The sequence below is a fragment of the Gluconobacter sp. Gdi genome, assembly GCF_014132155.1.
Classification (GTDB): domain Bacteria; phylum Pseudomonadota; class Alphaproteobacteria; order Acetobacterales; family Acetobacteraceae; genus Gluconobacter.
Genome location: NZ_BLJQ01000002.1, coordinates 575,227 through 594,138, shown reverse-complemented (window position 1 = coordinate 594,138; position 18,912 = coordinate 575,227). Strand labels below are relative to the sequence as shown.

Below are 18,912 nucleotides of genomic sequence, written 5' to 3'. Positions count from 1 at the left end.
GTCAAAAAAAAATTGATACCCTACATCTCAAGGTATGCTATGGATCTCGGCCCACAGTATGAGGCATATGAATGTATATTTCTTTCCATTGCGTAGATTGCTGCCAATAAATTATCTTATATCCACCAATTAATCGTCTTTATCGACAATAAATAAAAATGCGTATATTGGATTAAATACAAATGAATAGAAAATCAAACATAAAAATAAGGCATTTAAACGTTATAAAAAATATATATAATATACAAAATCTTAAAAAGACCTCAGAAGTCATGTCTTTAACCCCGGCTGCCATCTCTAAGACCTGTATAGAATTTGAAAAAATTATAGGAAAAACTCTTTTCTCAAGAACCATACATGGGTTGGTTCCGAATGAAATTGCTAAAAGAGTTGTCGAATCAAGCATCTTGATCGAAAAAGAAATAGATAGGATGATCCTAGATATAGATAGTATATACAACAAGAAGAGCTATATCAATATATCCTTCCAATCGAATTCTATTGTTTCAGAGATGATGAAATGTGTGCTGTCAATTGCTTCATCAAAAAATATAAATTTTACAGTTAATTATGGATCTCGAGATGAATTATTTTCTTCTTTATCGAAGGGAAAGACAGATATAATATTTGCTAGTGCCTATAACGAAATAATAGATGATAGAATCAACTATAAACATATTGTCAGCGACAATTGCGTTATAATTGATAGAAATGGAGCTTATTCTATTAAAGAAATTATTGAAAATTGGCATGCCCTTCAAGAAAAAGTATGGATTTTGCCAGTCCGAGGGACTGCGATGCGTGATAGGTTTGATTCTATTCTTGAATATAACGGATTAAAAACCCCTGAAAATCTTATTGAATTAAATTCAATCCTAGGAACAGCCAGTTTGATGAACAGTCCGGAAACTATTGGAATGTCTACAATATCTCACTTAAAATCGATAAATTTCCAAGACAGTAAGATTCTTGAGGAAAAATCCGATATAACACTTAATGTTGGCGTGTATTGGAGACGAGATTCAAAAAAAATAATTTCAGATGCAGTAGTTTTTTTTCAAAATAATATAAATGTATAAATAGAACTTAATATGCCAATAATACCACTTGGTGTGTGGGGTAAGAAACTATCGTATTAGAGTATTACTTCTGAATCTGCGGAGGAGATAAGAGGAAATAATCTGAGTAACTCTAAACTCTGTTTTCCTTAATGAGGCTGACCGATGACTGGCAGCATATGGTCGACAGCACCTTATTCTGTGTCCATTCAGAGGCCACTGGGGCACAAGAGGAAAGCTCATACGGAAGCATCTGGTCGATCACCCAGAGACTTTACGAGAAAAATCCATGTCCGCTGTGATAATCAGGGACGTCCTCTTGGCTTTGTACTCACCGGCAGGCAGGTCTCGGACTACAAACCCACAGACGCCCTGATGGAAATTTCCGCTTCCAGACCCCAGGGTAATGCTGACCGACCGGAGCTATGACAGCGACAGCTTTTGCCAGGATCTGTTGGTCCACGGGATCCTGGCGGTTATTCCTGTACGCAAAAGCCGAAGTGCGCCTCAGAAAACAGACTGACAGCGTTACCGGAACCGCATCGAGCGGATACTTGACAGGCTCAAGCAGATGCGCCGTATCGCCACCCGCTACGACAAAACCGCCCTGTTTTTCATACCCTTCCTCAGTCTCGCCGCAGCAAGGCTCGAGGGGCAGATCTTTTGTCAACGTGACCTGAGAATTTAGGTCAGTTCGGCGCTTTCAGTTTTCTGACGATGTTGCTGGTTGAACATCCATCTACAAGATTGGCCAGAACCACTTTTCCACCAGCCGCCTTGACTACGTCCCCACCGACCACATCTTCTTCCGCGTAGTCAGCGCCTTTTACCAACACGTCCGGAACAAGTGTCTCGATCACATGAAGTGGGGTATCCTCGTCGAAGATCACCACAAGATCGACGTCACGCAAGGCACTCACGACCATAGCGCGTGCGTCTTCTGACTGCACCGGGCGTGTCTCCCCTTTCAGTCGTCGAACAGAGGCATCACTGTTAAGCCCTACGACAAGCTTATCACCTTGAGCCGCCGCAGCCCGCATAAGAGACACATGCCCTGGGTGAACAAGATCAAAACAGCCATTTGTGAATACAACACTGGCGCCATGTCTACGCCAGTTGGAAACTATGGATTTGGCCATTTCCAAAGATGCAACCCGGCCATCACTTCCCATGTCCTTGCTTAATGCGTGGCTGAGTTCGTCACGGGAAACGGCAACTGTTCCCACCTTACCCACGGCAATGGATGCTGCCAGCGTCGCCATAACCACGGCCGTATCCAGATCATGGCCTGCAGAGATCACGGCAGCTACAGTTGCAAGAACTGTGTCGCCAGCACCTGAAACATCGAAAACTTCTGATTTGTGCACGGATTGATGAAAGACATGTCCATCGCGTTGCCACAACGTCATACCTTCTTCCGAACGCGTTAACAGGACGTCTCCACCAAATTGCCCTGAAAGAACACTGGCGGCGCGCAGAACATCGTCATCCGTCTTCAAGAACAGCCCTGTGGCCTGAGCGGCTTCAGCCCGATTAGGGGTTACAAGAGAGGCGCCACGATAAATCGAGAAATCCCGACTTTTGGGATCAACGATGACTGGGATATTCTTTTCCCGTGCAGCCTCGATAATTGCTGACAAAACCTGCGGAGAGAGAACTCCTTTGGCATAGTCAGAGCAAACAAGAACAGAAGCGCCCTCTAACGCCCTAAGAGTTGCGGCAATGATGGCATTCTTGATATCCGCATCGAAATCAACGACGACTTCTTCATCAATCCGAACAATCTGCTGGTTAGAGCTCATCACACGAGTTTTGGAAATTGTTGGCCAGTTGGGCACTTCGACAAGAGCACTCATGTCGATATCGGCATAAGACGCAATTGAACGCCGCAAGGTATCGGCGTTTTCGTCTCGACCAACAACGCCAATCAGATTGACCGGGCATCCAAGAGCAGCGGCATTGACAGCCACGTTTGCTGCTCCTCCAGGTACGTTAGAGCCCCCGGAGCGCAGAACAACAGGAACAGGAGCCTCAGGAGAAATTCTATTGACTGCCCCAGTTATATACCGATCCAGCAATACATCGCCGACAACAACAATTTTTTTAAATAAGAAATTTTCGATCATGATCTATAAATAATCTTTGATACTGTGGCCAGTTTTTGCGAGATCACAAATAATATATTGATTTTTCCATTCAAAGTCTATCCAGCAGTTTCAAGATAGGATCGTCCCTTGTCACTGCATGAATTTTGGAGCCTTTTAAAACTTCTCTGCCTCTGAATGCCTGGCTCTACCACTAAAATGCTCGTGATACGCCTGCTGCAGACTTCATTTTCCACAAAGCGAGTCACCTTAAAACTCCGATTGTGACGGCTCACTTTGCTCGCAGGGTTATATCATGCGTGACCAAGGTCATGACTCACTTCACTCTCCAACAGCGTTCTCAGCGAAAAAGGCTGACTAGGTCTGCCTCCTCCGCATAACAGAATGGCTCGCTCTCTCATTGAGCGACGCAAGCGCCTGACACATGCTGAGTAGCTACTCGCGGCCAATAGGCGACCGTCAGTTCGCTTTGGATTGCTTCAATCTGCGACTGTATCCAGTGCATGTATTCATGCAGCCCACGAATGATAATCTCTTCTGCGGTCTGATCTTCGAGACTTGCCCGTAAATCAGCCAGACGTTCCTGCACAGGATAGCATTGCTTGCGCAAATTGTAGTGCGTGGACAAGGCCCCCAAAACACTATCTGTCTGTCGCAAATTCAAGGCAAGAGAGCGTGGAAATCCTTCGTTCTTCAGCAGAAATCCAACCACATTTGCTGGCGTTGTCGTGACCGGCTGCAAACGTCGAAATGCATGATATGCCGCAGCGGAACGCAGGACAGATGCCCACTGCGTTGTATCAATTTCAGAGCCAACCTCTTCTTTGGGAAGGAGCGTATGATATCGCGTATCTATGAGGCGGGTAATCTGGTCGCTCCGCTCCAGATGCCGCCCCAGAAGGTAAAAGAGCCATGCCTGATCGCGGTATAAAGTGCCTTCGGTTACGCCTGTATGGGTCTGGCAGTCCTGCTTGATGCGATTACACAACGCAGAAAGGCCAGTCCTGCGGATATCGGACGCCTGAAGATCAAGGACCCAGCGTGTGAAGACGTTCAACTGCATCCACATTTCTGTGGAAATTAGTGGACGAACCGAGCGGGCATTTTCACGAACAGAGTTGGCCATCGCCTTGATGGAACTCGAATTTGCAACATCCGTAATGTAAAACTGTAGATAATCCTGCTCGGTAGCCGCTGGATAAAGAGCGCTGAACCGCTCTTCGTCTGAATTGATCTGAACGATTGTATCCCAGGACGTCCGTCCGTCCGGGCCTCGTACGAACGCCTCGGTCACCTCAATCAGACGCGCTAGATTTTCAATCCGCTCCATGTAGCGCGCCAGCCACATCATGCTCTCGGCATAGCGGGACAGAAGGGTATTCAGGCCGGGAAGCATGCCTGATGCCGTTGGGGAAAGCTGTGTCATACGGACATCACCCATGTATCCTTCGATCCTCCGCCCTGAGAAGAATTAACAACCAGAGATCCTTTGCGGAGAGCCACACGCGACAAGCCCCCCGGCAGCACCCACGTCGTTTTTCCAGTTAATGCGAAGGGACGCAGATCAACATGCCGCGCCTCCACGCCTGCGTCACACAGGGTTGGTGTTACCGAAAGATCGATCACCGGCTGGCTGATGTAATTGGAAGGGTTCTCCGTCAGCCGACGCCTGAATTCCTCGAGCTCACTTTCCGTTGCGTGCGGCCCTATCAGAAGCCCATAGCCTCCGGACTCTCCGACGGGTTTGACGACAAGCTTCTCCAGATTGGCCAAAGTAAAAGCCAGCCCTTCTGGCTCAGCGCAGATGTGCGTTTCAACGCTTCCCAGAATGGGTTCTTCTTCCAGATAGTATCGGATAATCCGCGGCATATACGCGTACACGGCCTTGTCATCCGCAACCCCGGTCCCGAGAGCGTTGGCAATCGTCACGTTGCCTTGACGGTAGGCTTCCACCAGTCCGGGAACGCCCAGAAGACTTTCCGGATTGAAAGCCAGCGGGTCCAGGAAAGCGTCATCAATGCGTCTGTAGATCGAATGCACCGGTCGGAGCCCAGCGACAGTTCGCATGTAAACATGGTTGTTTTCAACGAGGAGATCTCGCCCCTCAACAAGAGGAACACCCATCTCGCGTGCCAGAAAGACATGCTCGAAATAGGCTGAGTTATAGATCCCGGGAGACAAGAGAACGACCTGCGGGTTGGTTACGCCTTCCGGTGCGACATCGCAAAGCGCCCGATGCAGACGCAGCCCATAATCCTCTACCGAACGAAGAGGCATCCCTGATGCCAGATCCGGCATCAACCGCAGCATCATGTGTCGGTTTTCAATGACGTATGACACGCCTGACGGGGTTCTGGCGTTGTCTTCCAGAACGAGGAACTGCCCGCTGCGATCGCGGATCAGATCCGTTCCATTAATATGGACATACACACCACCCGGGACATCAACGCCGACCATAGCCTGACAGTAATTGGCATTTTTCAGAACCAGATCCGCGGGAATGATACCGTCCTGCAGGATCTTGCGATCATGATAGATGTCCCACAGGAAAAGATTGATCGCCTTGACGCGCTGCTGCACGCCTTTTTCGATAAACGCCCATTCGTCGGCTGTCAGAACGCGGGGGATCACATCAAAAGGTAAAACCCGGTCAATGGCCTCCCGGTCAGAGTAAACCGTGAAGGTGATACCAAGACGGTACAACTGGGTTTCCGCATTGGATGTACGGTGGCGGAGTTCCTTGATGTCGAACTGGGACAGCCTTTCCTGAACCAGTTGCAGGGCCTCAGGTAACGCCTCTCCCCGGTTCATCAGTTCACAGAAAAACGCGGGCTTGAGATAAGCGGAGAAAATGCCGGCTTCCTGGACCTGGGATTGCAAGACGTTGGACCTCATCTGTTTGCCCCGTTTCCTTACCCGACAGCTGTATGAACCATACCCGGCCGGATCATTACGATTATTTATTAACCTATCAACTCCCTTCTGTTTGCCAAGCAATAAAAGCAGCGAGCAGTTTTGTTTTTCCCAGAATATATCAAGAGAGTTGCCGTTACCGTTCTTCCTGTTACGATAAAGGAAGGATAATCCCGAGCTAACGGGACATCAGGGGAGCAGGGAACATCAGGTCATGAGAGTGGATCGCGGAAATCTGCCACAATGAACACGCTCGTGACGCTTCGCCACCACACGTCCTATCGCTATGACCGTCCCGTCTTCCTGGGCCCTCAGACCATCCGGCTGCGGCCGCCCGTTAACGCACGCAGCCCCGTCCTGACCTATGCCCTGAACGTCGGCCCGGGTGAAGGTCAGATCGCGTGGCGACTGGACGCCCACGAAAATACGGTTGCCGAAGCCATCTTTGCCGAGCAGGTCTCTCACTTCGATATCGAAGTCCGTATGACTGTGGATATCACGCCCTATGATCCCTTTCAGAAGGGCGGTCAGCCGCTTTCACAGACACCGAACAATCCCGCTTACAGAGTGATCACGTCTGATCCAGACCTGCTGGACGGCTTTCTTGACGGTCAATTCCTTTCAGCGGGAGAAACAGATCTGGCTCGCCTGATCTGGCTCAATCGCAGACTGGCACAATCTCTGCATTATAAGACGCGCATGGAGCCCGGCACCTGGGCTCCAGCTGAGACCCTCTCCCGCCTGACAGGTTCCTGCCGGGATAGTGCGTGGTTAATGATTGCTTTCGCGCGCAGGTTGGGCTTTGCAGCTCGGTTTGTCTCCGGATACCTTATTCAGCCAAAGCCATTGGATACAGGCAGTCAGACATTGACCTGTGACTTGCACGCCTGGGCTGAAATCTGGGTGCCGGAATCAGGATGGTTCGGATTCGACACGACTTCGGGTCTGGTCACAGCCCAGAACCATATTCCCCTCGCTGTTTCGGCGACACCAGAAGAGGCTGCCCCTGTTTCAGGGCTTCTGGATCACTGTCAGGCGCGGTTTGATGTCTTGATGGAAGCACAACATTTGCACAGAGAGACCAATACCTGACATCATGCTTCACAAGAGCTGCAATAAGGTGCCGAAACAGTGAAGCTTTTCTCATGTCAGTGCTGCCAGCAGGCTCTGTATTTCGAAAATATTGCGTGTGAATCCTGCCATCATCCCGTGGGCTATCTTCCCGGTTTGGCAACGCTGACTGCGCTGGAACCGACCGGAACGGGCCGCTGGCACCCCGTGGAAGAACAGGTCCAGCATGCAGAACTCGTCTACTGTGCGAACCATGCCTATGACGCCTGCAACTGGCTGACGACGCCAGACAGATCCGGCAGGCCCGCCATCTGCTTTGCCTGCCGCTTCAACCGGACAATTCCCAATCTCGACAATCCGAAAAATCTCGAACGCTGGCGGAAGATAGAAGTCGCCAAGCACCGGCTGTTTTACACGCTGCTTCGCCTCAAACTTCCAATCCGGAGCCGTTGGGAAGACCCTCATAACGGCTTGGCATTTGATTTCCTGGACGATGCCGCAGACGGCTCTGCCCCCATTATGACCGGCCATAACAACGGTCTGATTACTTTAGCCATCCGAGAAGCGGACGACGCCGAACGCGAGCGTATGCGGGTGGAGATGGGCGAGTATTACCGCACGCTTCTCGGTCATTTCCGGCACGAAATCGGACACTATTACTGGAACGTTCTGGTTCGGGACGCGGGGCGCCTTGAGAGTTGCCGCGCAGTGTTCGGCGATGACCAGCAGGACTATCAGGAGGCCCTGCAAAATCATTACAACAACCCACCGCCGGAAGACTGGCGAGAACGGCATGTCAGCATGTATGCGACGTCCCATCCTTGGGAAGATTTTGCAGAAACATGGGCCCATTACCTCCATATCGTTTCCACTCTGGAGACCGCATGGGCGTATGGCGTGACCATTCATCCCGTTCTGCCGGATGCATCACCCCTCTCAACCAACGGCCCCGGAAACGATCCGTATCTGACGTCCACATTTGACGAAATCATGGAGGCCTGGGTCCCCCTGACATCAGCAGTCAACAGCCTTAACCGCTCCATGGGCCTCTCAGACTTTTATCCCTTCGTGCTGACGTCCGGAGTGCGGGAAAAGCTGGCGTTTATTCACTCGCTGATCCGGGAGACACAGGCACTCGGTTAGGAAACCACCTTTCCTGCACCGAATTGGCGCGTGCGCATCTGCCGAGCCTGATGGATGAAGTACAGTTTGGCGCCCGTCATACGGACAGACCTGAACACAAGATAAACCGGCGCGGTCAGCGCCGTGCGGGACGAAAGCGGAATATAGGTGATCTGCCCCGCATGGTGCTGCTGCATGGAATGGGGAACCACCGAAATCCCCAACCCCCCGGCGACAAGACTGAGAGCCGCCATGAGCTGCGGCCCTTTCTGTCGGATATTGGGCATAAAACCTGCCCCGAGGCAGGCATCCACGATCGTCTTGTAGAGACCGTTGTTGTACTGGCTTTGATAAAGAATGAAGTCTTCATTTTCCAGATCAGCCAGCCTGAGCCCCTCTGGTGGAGGATTGTCCGCAAGGGGATGGGCCTTGGGCACAGCCACAACCATGGGCTCTTCCAGAATTAACTCCACCATAACGTCCGAAACATCCGGGATGGACGCACGGACAAACGCGACATCCACCAGATCGTCTCGCAGGGCGCCGAGCAACTGACTTGAATTCCCCTCTGTCAGGCCAAGCGTGACATCCGGCCAGCTTTCGCGAAAATACCCCAAAACGGCTGGTAAACTGGGGTGGCACATCGCGGAATTGGTGAAGCCAACCGATAGCTCCCCGCTCTCGCCTCGCACGACACGACGGACATCTTCAACCGTCTCGTCCACACGATCGAGAATGTCATAGGCCCCCTTGAGCATGCTGCGCCCTGCTGCCGTCAAACGCATGCCTTTGGCATGACGCTCGAAAAGTTGAACACCCATGGTTTCTTCACAGGAGCGCAACATCCGCGTGAGAGGGGGCTGCTGAATCCCCAGCCGTTCTGCGGCTCGTGTCAGGGTGCCTTCCTCCGCGATGGCAACAACGGCGCGGAAATGACGGAGCTCAACCATGTGATACCTTTAAGGTATGATGAAACCTGTATGGAAATATTGGATCTAACAGTTTTCCTCTCTAAAGTCCGCACGCCTTCTCACATACGGACAGACAGGACGCCCCCATGACCGACAAGATTCCCGCTACCCTTCTCGCCGGTGATGGTATCGGGCCAGAAATCATGGCGTCTGTAACAACAGTGCTTGATGCTCTGGGAGCGCCTTTTGTCTGGGACCATCAGAGCGCAGGCATGGGCGCTCTGGAGAGCCAGGGAAGCGCCCTGCCTGATGCGACGCTGGAAAGCATCGCCCATACGGGCCTGGTGCTGAAAGGCCCGTTGACAACACCTGTTGGCAAAGGCTTCCGCTCTATCAATGTGACACTCCGTCAGCAGTTCGATCTGTATGCGAATGTTCGTCCGACGCAGACAATCGTGCCAGGCGGTCGTTATGAGAACGTCGATCTGGTCGTGATCCGGGAAAACGTTGAGGGCCTTTACGCCGCCATGGAACACTACATGCGCGTTGGGGACGATCCGGAAGCTGTGGCATACGGCGCCGGGTTCAACACGAGAGCGGAATGTAACCGAATCGTAAGGTTTGCATTCGAGTACGCTGTGAAGAACGGCCGCAAGAAGGTTACGCTGGTTCACAAGGCCAATATCCTCAAGATCCTGAGCGGCATCTTTCTGCATGAAGGCCGCCGCGTAGCCGCAGAATATGAAGGCCGCGTGGAGCTTGAAGAGCGCATTGTCGATGCCTGCGCGATGGAACTTGTCATCAAGCCGGAAAATTACGACGTCCTCGTCACGACCAATCTTTTTGGCGATATCCTGTCTGATCTGGCTGCAGGGCTTGTCGGCGGCCTAGGCATGGCACCAGGCGCGAATATTGGCGAGAAAATGGCTGTTTTTGAAGCAGTTCATGGCTCCGCACCCGACATTGCAGGTCAGGGCATTGCTAATCCGCTCGCACTGATGATGGCAGCCAGCATGATGCTGGCTCATGTGGGACGTCAGGACCTGTCCGCCCGTCTTGATGCCGGCATGAAGCAGATCCTGACAACAGACGGTATTCGTACCCGAGATCTTGGCGGCACGGCTACAACAGAAGACGTCACGCAGGCCCTCCTGCGCGCCATTCACTGAACAGACGACACGACCAGCAGGGAACACACATCATGAAACAGGTTGGACGCGATCTTCTGGGCAGCCAGCGCGACCTGTCCGTTGACGGACAGACCTATCGCTATTTCTCCCTTCCCGTGGCCGCGGAGAAAATCGGGGACATTTCCCGCCTACCCGTCAGCCTCAAGGTTCTGCTCGAAAACGTTCTGCGTTTCACGGACGGCACGAGCTACAAAGCTGAAGATGCACAGGCCATTGCAGACTGGGTGCAGTACGCTGGCTCAACGCAGGAAGTGCCGTTCAAGCCATCCCGTATTCTGATGCAGGATTTTACAGGTGTTCCGGCTGTCGTCGATCTGGCCGCCATGCGCGATGGCATTCTGGCGCTCAACGGAGACCCGCGGAAGGTCAATCCGCTTGTGCCAGTTGATCTTGTGATCGACCATTCCGTCATGGTCGACGTGGCAGGCCGCGCTGATGCCCTTCAGCAGAACGTTTCTCTGGAATTCGAGCGGAATGGCGAACGTTATGCGTTTCTCCGCTGGGGCCAGCAGGCATTCGACCAGTTCCGCGTTGTGCCGCCGGGTGCGGGCATCTGTCATCAGGTCAATCTGGAATATCTGTCCCAGGTTGTCTGGACCAGCACGATTGATGGCGTGACCTACGCCTATCCGGACACGCTGTATGGCACGGATTCCCACACCACCATGGTCAATGGACTAGGTGTTCTGGGCTGGGGCGTTGGTGGTATTGAAGCCGAAGCCGCGATGCTCGGCCAGCCAATTTCCATGCTCATTCCGGATGTCGTCGGTTTTCGTTTGGATGGCAAGCTCCCCGAAGGCACCACAGCTACAGACCTCGTCCTGACCATCACGCAGATGCTGCGCGCCAAAGGCGTTGTCGGGAAATTTGTCGAGTTCTATGGTCCTGCGCTGGATCATCTGCCGGTTGCAGACCGCGCCACCATTGCCAATATGGCTCCGGAATACGGCGCAACCTGCGGCTTCTTCCCGGTCGATGCGCTGGCACTGGATTACCTGCGCCAGACCGGTCGTGACGAACACCGTATTGCGCTTGTTGAAGCCTATCTGCGGGCGCAGGGCATGTTCCGTGATGCGTCCACGCCAGAACCGGTCTTTTCCTCCACACTCTCACTGGATCTCAGCACCGTCACGCCGTCCCTTGCAGGACCAAAGCGCCCACAAGACCGTGTAGAACTGCGCTCTGCCTCTGAAGCTTTTGAACAGGCCCTGACGGAGACACTCGGCGTCAAACCGGAAAATACCATCGTCACCGCCCCGGTCGCTGGAACGGATTACGCGCTGGAACATGGCTCGGTCGTCATCGCAGCCATCACGTCCTGCACCAACACGTCCAATCCAGCCGTTCTGATTGCCGCAGGACTGGTTGCCCGTAAGGCACGTGCGCTCGGCCTCAAGCCCAAGCCATGGGTCAAGACCTCGCTCGCGCCAGGGTCGCAGGTTGTGACCGATTATCTGGATCGTGCAGGCCTAACGGCAGATCTGGATGCGTTGGGCTTCGAAACCGTTGGATATGGCTGCACGACCTGCATCGGAAACTCAGGCCCGTTGGCCCAACCGATAGTTGATGCCATTGAGGGACATAACCTCGTGGCAACATCCGTCCTGTCCGGCAATCGGAACTTTGAAGGCCGTATTTCACCCAACGTTCGCGCAAACTACCTTGCAAGCCCGCCACTTGTGGTTGCTTACGCGCTGCTCGGGACGATGCGTCAGGACATTACGACAGCCGTTCTGGGTCACACGCCGGACGGCAAGGCCGTCTATCTGAAGGATCTCTGGCCCTCTAACCATGATGTTGCAGAGCTGGTTGGGTCTGCAGTTACCCGGGATGCCTTCGTTGAACGGTATGGTCGCATCACGGAAGGCACGCCGGAATGGCAGGCGCTGGAAACAGCCAGTGATTCAGCTACGTTCAAATGGCAGCCTGGCTCCACGTATGTGCAGGATCCGCCATATTTTTCTGGCCTGACAGCTGACCCACAAACAACGAGTGACATTTCAGGCGCGCGCGTTCTGGCGCTCCTTGGGGACAACATCACCACCGATCACATCTCGCCTGCCGGCTCCATCGCGACGTCCTCTCCTGCAGGCGAATACCTTCAGGAACATCAGGTCGCGGTTAAAGACTTTAATTCCTATGGGTCACGCCGCGGCAATGACCGCGTGATGGTCCGCGGCACCTTCGCCAATATCCGTATCCGCAATGAAATGGCGCCGGGTACCGAAGGTGGCATGACACGTCATCAGCCGGATGGGGCACTCATGTCCATCTATGATGCGGCCACGCGCTACGCTGACGCAGGAACACCGCTTGTCGTGTTCGGCGGCAAGGAATACGGCATGGGATCATCCCGTGACTGGGCCGCGAAAGGCACGCGTCTCCTTGGTGTCAAAGCCGTCATCGCCGAGAGCTTTGAGCGCATTCACCGTTCAAACCTTGTGGGGATGGGCGTTCTGCCACTGACGTTCGAACCTGGAACGACGCGTAAGACACTGAATCTGGATGGGACTGAAACCATCAATATTGCGGGCATCAGTGATCTGACTCCTCGCAAAACATTGGTTATGACCATCACCCGTCGCGATGGCACACAGGAAAACGTTTCCCTCCTGTGTCGCATCGATACGGTGGATGAGGCAGATTACTATCGCCATGGCGGTATCCTGCCTTACGTCCTGCGCGGTATGGCTGCGGCCTGAACAAAAAAGGCTCTGCCCCCAACAAGGGGACAGAGCCAAAGCAGGAAAATACCGGGCCTCAGGCTGTCAGAGACAGACCTGCATTGTTCTGAGGGGCCAGTTTGTATGGTCCGCCAGCTTTAATCTGCAGAGCAAGAATGGCAATGCTGTTGGAAGGACGGCTACCAAGCGGCAGAAGGCCACGACCGGCTGTCCAGCGCATGTTACCCTTCTCCGGATTGCTCCAGCCTTCCAGCGTCTCAGTCTTCAGATGAGCTGTAATCCTGTGAGTACGGCTCTCTTCAAACAGAGTAATATCACCAATCAGAACGCCGAGGTTGCGTCGGTCGTCTACAAACGGGCCGATAACGTCACTCGGGCGGCTGGTTCTGGAGACAATCCGCACGCTTTTGACGTTGGCGGGGATCATGAACATGACACGGTCATTGGCTTCACGGGTCTTGCGAATAACCGTGCCGGTGTCCGTCACCAGGTGAAGATCAGCATCGTCCGTAAGAGGTGCATCTTCGGAAACCGTCTCCGAGCACACCTTGCTGGCACGCGCATCAAACTGCTGGAATAGCGGCTCCACAAACTCACGCCTGACATCCAACGGCGCATTACCGTCTTGAGCCCATGTTTTAGCACGACCACCCAAGGCGACGACATTGCCGCTTTGACCAAATGAGCGACGATTTCCTGTGTCCAGATAGCTCTCTGTAAGAACGCCATTCGCGGTGATAACGGAGTGCTGCTCCGTCTCTACATGGTAATAGTCGTAAGACGTGATGCTCTTGTCGTAAAAAATGGAGCGACCGTTTACGAGCATCCGCACAGGTACGAATTTACCGTCGAAGAACAGGCAATGCTCAGCAGTGATCAGCAAGTCTTCATAGGGAACACCATCTGAGATGGCATCCTTGAGAACACGAACCGGATAACCAGCTTTGTCATCAGGCAGTCCTGGGCAGACAAAGGCCTTTTTGGTTCCAACCCACACGACCGGACGATTTACTTCGGCCTGAGCCTGCCAGTCATAAACGGTAACTTCGTCGCCAATGCAGATATCTTCAACAGCGACCTCTCCCTGTGCAGTACGGACCATTGATCCCCGCAAAAAGCACACGACAACCAGTGTTCTCAGATAAGTTTTGCCGTTGATCGTCGAAACCGTGAAAGTCGTTCCTTCATTCGCTTCGGGAAGCTGGAATGAAGAAGTTCCAGAAATTGGCTGCCCCTGACTGGTCAGCGTGTAAACTCCATTCACATACGTGTAGCCATCTGCCGAGAGGCCGTTCAAAATAATTGTGTCGTTTTCTTTAATATTTGTAATATATCCGATAATGCTTGGCGTTGTTCCTGCTGCAATTTCAATTGTACCGCCGCCACCTTCATCAAACTGGATAAGTCCGACAGTTGTAGTCGCATATCCGCCAAGAACTACCGTTCCACCATTCCCAATAATTATTTTAGAGTTACTTGAAACCGTAACAGTGTTATCGAGAGATAGAGATGCTCCGTCGCTTACGGTAACTACAGCTGCATCAGAAGAAGTTCCAATTTTCCATGTAGACGCAGTTACATCGGAATCGTTAATTATAGATACTGAACCTGTCGTAGCTTGACTTGCATCTGGAATTGGGAAGGCAGCATAGTAAGCTGCACCAGCAATAGTTCCAGAATTATCTATAGTGATGGCACCATTCTGCGCACTGACGACAGACTGGCTACCCCCTGTTGGGGTAAAAATTACTGACGCTACCATTGTTTTCTCCTGCCTCTAGCCAGATGAGATCTGCAACTCACCGCGCCTGTTTTTTTGAAGCATGAGAATTTTGGCCACCACTCCCATATGGTAGTGGATGTTTGCTTTTTTTTGAATATTTTTGTCTGATGATTCCGGCTTCAAAAGAAAGAATCCATCAAATGGAAAATCATATTTTTATTACAAAAAATATCTATAAAACTATTGAAGACCGTTCTGAATGGAATGAATCCTTAGTAAATATCGCAAAATACTGCACAGACAGCAGTTTTGGCGGCGCATCTTTAATTCCATTAGACGAAGATATGTCTGAATGGCGCTTTGGCTCCAATCAGGATCCGAAAACAGAAGAATTATATTACAATCACTGGCGAAACAAATCACCTCTGTCCGTCTATACAAGAAAAAAAATAGAAAATGACTTCCTGTATGTTGATGACAGCTTCTTATCTGACAAACAAATCGACAAAATACCGTTTTACATGGAATTTTTGAAGGAATTTGGTGTTCGAAGAATACATCATGCCATGTTCAAAACTGAAAATGGGAATAGGTTCCTACTGTCAGTACAGTCTCCAGACGGGTTAACAATACAATCAAGCGCAATCATCAAGCAAAACCTGACACGAATAATTCCGCACGTTATTCAAGCAGTTGGAACCGGAATCTCCTTTAACAAGAGCAAGAATTTTCATGAAATATTTGAGAATTCCTTCAAAGAAATGCCGTTTGGAATTGCTCTGATTAATTCAGAAAATAAAATTGTATATGCGAACAACAACCTGATCCGGATGGAATCCGATGGGATTTTTGTAAAAAATAACACAATCCAAGTGAAAAGCTCTGATGGTAACAGTAAATTTTCTCGCCTCCTCTCTGGATCCGGCGACGTTCACAATCCCATAAAAATAAAAACCGAAACAGATAAGATTTTTTTTGCAAAAGTAATAAATGTTTCATCCAAAATGGAACAAACAAGAATGGTTATTTTTTCCATTCATAGAGTCAATTCTGAAACGGAAGCTATCCTGAGCAACCTTTTCCTTACAGCGTCTCAATCAAAAATTGCCTGCCTGATCGCGAATGGGAATTCCATTAAGGACTCTTCTTTAAAAATGAATATCACCGAAGGAACTGCCCGACAGATGGTCAAAGACATTTTTGTCAGGTTAGGCGTCAATAGCCAGAGCCAACTTACGGCTTTTGTTAAGAATATAAGTTTTATAGCTTAGATTTTATTACATACCCCTGCATCAATAGTACCAAAATGATGCAGAGGCAGATTAACAGATCTTCTTATACAGCATCCACCGTCACAGCTGACGGTGCATTTTTCTTAACGGATTCAATCCCAGCATTCCGCGCACTTTCACTGCTGTACGCCTGACTGCTGCCAATCACCTGCCCGTTTGAAGCCTTCAGATTGAAGAATGGCTTTCCAGACGCTGAAATCTTACGCTCATAATGGGCGTCGTCAGGGGCATGCTTCTGAACGGAAGCAATACCATTCACCGCACTGGCTTTCTGCTTGTACCCTTCACTGGCAAGAATATTCTCTCCGTTAGCTGCTTTCAGGCGAAAACGATATTCGCCAGCAGTGTCGGTATAGAGTTCAAATTTTGCACTCATGATCGAGCTCCTTTCAGAACAGCATTCATCAGCAGACCCCGCATACCAGATTCAAAAAGACCTGCTGCTCTGAGCCTGCCACAAAAAGTGCTGAAAAATCGAGTCCGCTCTCAAGCCCGACGGGCAAGTGCCAGCTTAAGGCTGAATAGCAAGAAAACGCTGCCGGTTAGACGGTCCATACGTCGTACGACAGTCGGGCTGGACAGAAAGCGTCCAAGGGGAATGGTCAAGGCGACCAGCAGTCCAAGCCATGCAAAAGATAGCAACGCCTGAATAGCGGTTAGCAAAAGCGAAAATTCGCGCACGTTGACATGGGGCGGAATGAACTGCGGCATAAACGTCATGTAAAAAACGCCAACCTTGGGGTTCAGCAGATTGCTCAGCAAACCGCGCCGAAAGGCCAGTCCTGCCTCTGGACGGTTCGTCGGCTGCTCAATGGCTGCTTCAGCCTCTTCTTTCGACAGGGATGATCGCGGATGTAGCAGCAGCTTGATGCCTATCCATCCCAGATAAAGCGCACCTGCCCATTTGACGGCTGTGAATGCCGTCTCTGACGCTGCCAAAAGTGCAGTCAGCCCAAAAGCCGCTCCCAAGCCCCAGACGCCAAGCCCAAGACAGATTCCCATAACGGCTGCCAGCCCGGCTTTCCAGCCAGACGTCGTGGCCGTCCGGAGGGTCATGGCGGTATCCAGGCCCGGCGTAATGGTGAAAACGGCGGCAGTCAGTGCGAAGGCAAGGAGGGGGAGCAGATAAGGATGCATGGCCCGAACCATATACATCCTTTCCGTTCCCCCCAAGGCCTCACCAATTATGCCTGCACAGGCAAGCGGATCAGGTAGTCAAAGGCAGACAGGGAGGCCTTTGCGCCCTCACCCATGGCAATGACAATCTGCTTGTAAGGCACTGTTGTCGCGTCACCCGCAGCGTAGATCCCCGGCACCGATGTTGCGCAATGATCGTTGATCACGATCTCACCATACGGGCTCAGATCCAGGGCCCCCTTCAACCAGTCCGTATTTGGCAGCAGACCGATCTGAACGAATACGCCGTCCGTCTTGATGTGGTGCAGGCCACCATCAGCGTCGCTGTAGGTCAGGCCCGTGACTTCCTTGCCGTCACCTTCGATCTTCGTCGTGAGCGCACTCATCAGAACCGTGACATTGGGCAGGCTCAGCAACTTGTCCTGCAACACCTTATCCGCCTTCAGGTGCGCACCGCGCTGCAAAAGCGTAACGTGTGAGACGATATTCGCCAGATCAATTGCAGCTTCTACACCGCTATTGCCACCACCGGTCACGACAACCGGGCGTCCCTTGTAGAACGGGCCATCGCAATGCGGGCAATAGGCCACGCCCTTGGTGCGATATTCCTCTTCACCCGGAACGCCTAGCTGGCGCCACCGTGCACCGGTTGCCAGAATAACCGTCTTGGAATGCAGGCTCGCCCCACTTTCCAGAGCGATCTCATGCAAGCCACCAATCTGAGCCGCCGGAACAAGTTTGGCAGCTTTCTGAGACGCAATGATCTGCACATCATACTGGCGCACATGGGCTTCAAGCGCAGCAGATAGCTGTGGGCCCTCTGTTTCCTTGACGGAAATGAAGTTTTCGATGCCAGCCGTATCCATCACCTGACCACCGAAGCGGTCCGCAACGAGGCCCGTCCGCAAGCCTTTACGCGCAGCATAAATTGCTGCGGATGCACCCGCCGGGCCCGCGCCCAGTACCAAAACATCAAATGGCGCAACGTCATTTAGCTTGGCAGCCGCACGCTCGACAGAAGAGGCATCCAGCTTTGCCAAAATATCCGCGACTTCCATGCGACCAGAGGCAAATGGCTGCCCATTCAGATAGACCTGCGGCACAGACCGAATGCCAAGGCGTTCGACTTCTTCCTGAAAATCCGCCCCATCAATCGCGACGTGATGGATTTTTGGATTCAGGACGCTCATGGCGTTCAGCGCCTGCACCACATCCGGGCAGTTCTGGCAGGACTGGGAGAAATAAGTCTCGAAATGGAAATCCCCGTCCAGCGCTTTGATCTGCTCAACAAGATCAGCGTCGATCTTGGGCGGATGGCCGCTCACCTGAAGCAGCGCCAGGACCAGCGAGGTAAACTCATGCCCCATCGGGAGGCCGGCGAATGTCACAGCTTCAACCGAACCAGCCCGGCGAATCAGGAAAGACGGGCGGCGGGAAGCAGTTCCGGCGTCGGAGAACGTCACCTTGTTGGACAGGCTGGCAATGTCTTCCAGCAATCCACGCACTTCGGCGGAGCGCTCGTCGGTGCCAAGGGTAGCTTCCAGCACGACGTCACTGCGCAGATATTCCATATAGGCGCGCATCTGGGTTTTCAGGTCGTCCTGAAGCATCGTTTTCTCCAGCAATTTAAAGTTGGTGAAATCTTGAAGAGCCCTGCCCCGATGAAGGGGCAGGGAATGGTGAGGCGGTCCCGCCTCACCCGGCAA

The 18,912-nt window shown here is 52.0% G+C and carries 14 protein-coding genes; 6 read left to right on the top strand and 8 right to left on the bottom strand.

Annotated features, from left to right (window positions below):
* Positions 1-272 precede the first annotated feature (272 nt).
* Positions 273-1,079 (top strand): hypothetical protein, encoded by an 807-nt coding sequence (locus JN414_RS06560; RefSeq protein ID WP_202207288.1) that lies wholly within the window; start codon positions 273-275, stop codon positions 1,077-1,079.
* Positions 1,080-1,747: 668 nt separating this feature from the next.
* Here JN414_RS06560 and rfaE1 read toward each other — a convergent pair.
* From rfaE1 to JN414_RS06540, 3 genes are all read right to left on the bottom strand, one after another.
* The gene (gene rfaE1, locus JN414_RS06550; protein ID WP_202207188.1) at positions 1,748-3,184 is read right to left on the bottom strand and encodes a D-glycero-beta-D-manno-heptose-7-phosphate kinase; all 1,437 of its coding nucleotides are present in this window, start codon (positions 3,182-3,184) and stop codon (positions 1,748-1,750) included.
* 376 nt (positions 3,185-3,560) lie between these two features.
* Positions 3,561-4,559 carry an alpha-E domain-containing protein gene (locus tag JN414_RS06545; protein ID WP_237389932.1) on the bottom strand — a complete coding sequence of 333 codons (999 nt, stop codon included), beginning with the start codon at positions 4,557-4,559 and terminating at the stop codon, positions 3,561-3,563.
* A gap of 26 nt (positions 4,560-4,585) precedes the next feature.
* Complete coding sequence (locus JN414_RS06540; protein WP_202207186.1) at positions 4,586-6,058, bottom strand: circularly permuted type 2 ATP-grasp protein; 1,473 nt, start codon at positions 6,056-6,058, stop codon at positions 4,586-4,588.
* Positions 6,059-6,319: 261 nt separating this feature from the next.
* Here JN414_RS06540 and JN414_RS06535 point away from each other — a divergent pair, with 261 nt between their 5' ends.
* Complete coding sequence (locus JN414_RS06535) at positions 6,320-7,168, top strand: transglutaminase family protein (protein ID WP_202207185.1); 849 nt, start codon at positions 6,320-6,322, stop codon at positions 7,166-7,168.
* A 39-nt stretch (positions 7,169-7,207) separates the two neighbouring features.
* Entirely contained in the window at positions 7,208-8,290 is a 1,083-nt protein-coding gene (locus JN414_RS06530) for a putative zinc-binding metallopeptidase (protein WP_099211816.1), read from the top strand.
* On the opposite strand, the gene JN414_RS06525 is transcribed toward JN414_RS06530, so the two are convergent.
* Positions 8,287-9,219, bottom strand: coding sequence for a LysR family transcriptional regulator (locus JN414_RS06525; protein ID WP_202207184.1), 933 nt, complete (start codon positions 9,217-9,219; stop codon positions 8,287-8,289). The two genes, JN414_RS06530 and JN414_RS06525, sit on opposite strands and share 4 nt — an antisense overlap.
* Before the next feature lie 107 nt (positions 9,220-9,326).
* On the opposite strand from JN414_RS06525, the gene JN414_RS06520 reads away from it, so the two are divergent.
* The gene (locus tag JN414_RS06520) at positions 9,327-10,349 is read left to right on the top strand and encodes an isocitrate/isopropylmalate dehydrogenase family protein (protein WP_202207183.1); all 1,023 of its coding nucleotides are present in this window, start codon (positions 9,327-9,329) and stop codon (positions 10,347-10,349) included.
* A gap of 32 nt (positions 10,350-10,381) precedes the next feature.
* A complete protein-coding gene (gene acnA / locus JN414_RS06515; RefSeq protein WP_202207182.1) occupies positions 10,382-13,072 on the top strand; it encodes an aconitate hydratase AcnA in 2,691 nt (896 codons plus the stop codon).
* Positions 13,073-13,130: 58 nt separating this feature from the next.
* On the opposite strand, the gene JN414_RS06510 is transcribed toward acnA, so the two are convergent.
* On the bottom strand, positions 13,131-14,816 hold the full coding sequence (locus JN414_RS06510; RefSeq protein WP_202207181.1) for a Hint domain-containing protein: 1,686 nt from the start codon (positions 14,814-14,816) through the stop codon (positions 13,131-13,133).
* Between the two features lie 128 nt (positions 14,817-14,944).
* Between JN414_RS06510 and JN414_RS06505 the strand changes: the two genes are divergently transcribed.
* Positions 14,945-16,048: a LuxR family transcriptional regulator gene (locus JN414_RS06505; protein ID WP_237389916.1), complete on the top strand. Its 1,104-nt coding sequence runs from the start codon at positions 14,945-14,947 to the stop codon at positions 16,046-16,048.
* A gap of 64 nt (positions 16,049-16,112) precedes the next feature.
* Here the strand turns inward: JN414_RS06505 and JN414_RS06500 are convergent, their stop codons facing one another.
* From JN414_RS06500 to ahpF, 3 genes are all read right to left on the bottom strand, one after another.
* A complete protein-coding gene (locus JN414_RS06500; RefSeq protein ID WP_064274707.1) occupies positions 16,113-16,445 on the bottom strand; it encodes a YegP family protein in 333 nt (110 codons plus the stop codon).
* Positions 16,446-16,555: 110 nt separating this feature from the next.
* Positions 16,556-17,218, bottom strand: a complete 663-nt coding sequence (locus tag JN414_RS06495; protein ID WP_237389915.1) for a LysE family translocator — start codon at positions 17,216-17,218, stop codon at positions 16,556-16,558.
* A 35-nt stretch (positions 17,219-17,253) separates the two neighbouring features.
* The gene (gene ahpF, locus JN414_RS06490; RefSeq protein WP_202207180.1) at positions 17,254-18,816 is read right to left on the bottom strand and encodes an alkyl hydroperoxide reductase subunit F; all 1,563 of its coding nucleotides are present in this window, start codon (positions 18,814-18,816) and stop codon (positions 17,254-17,256) included.
* Positions 18,817-18,912 lie beyond the last annotated feature (96 nt).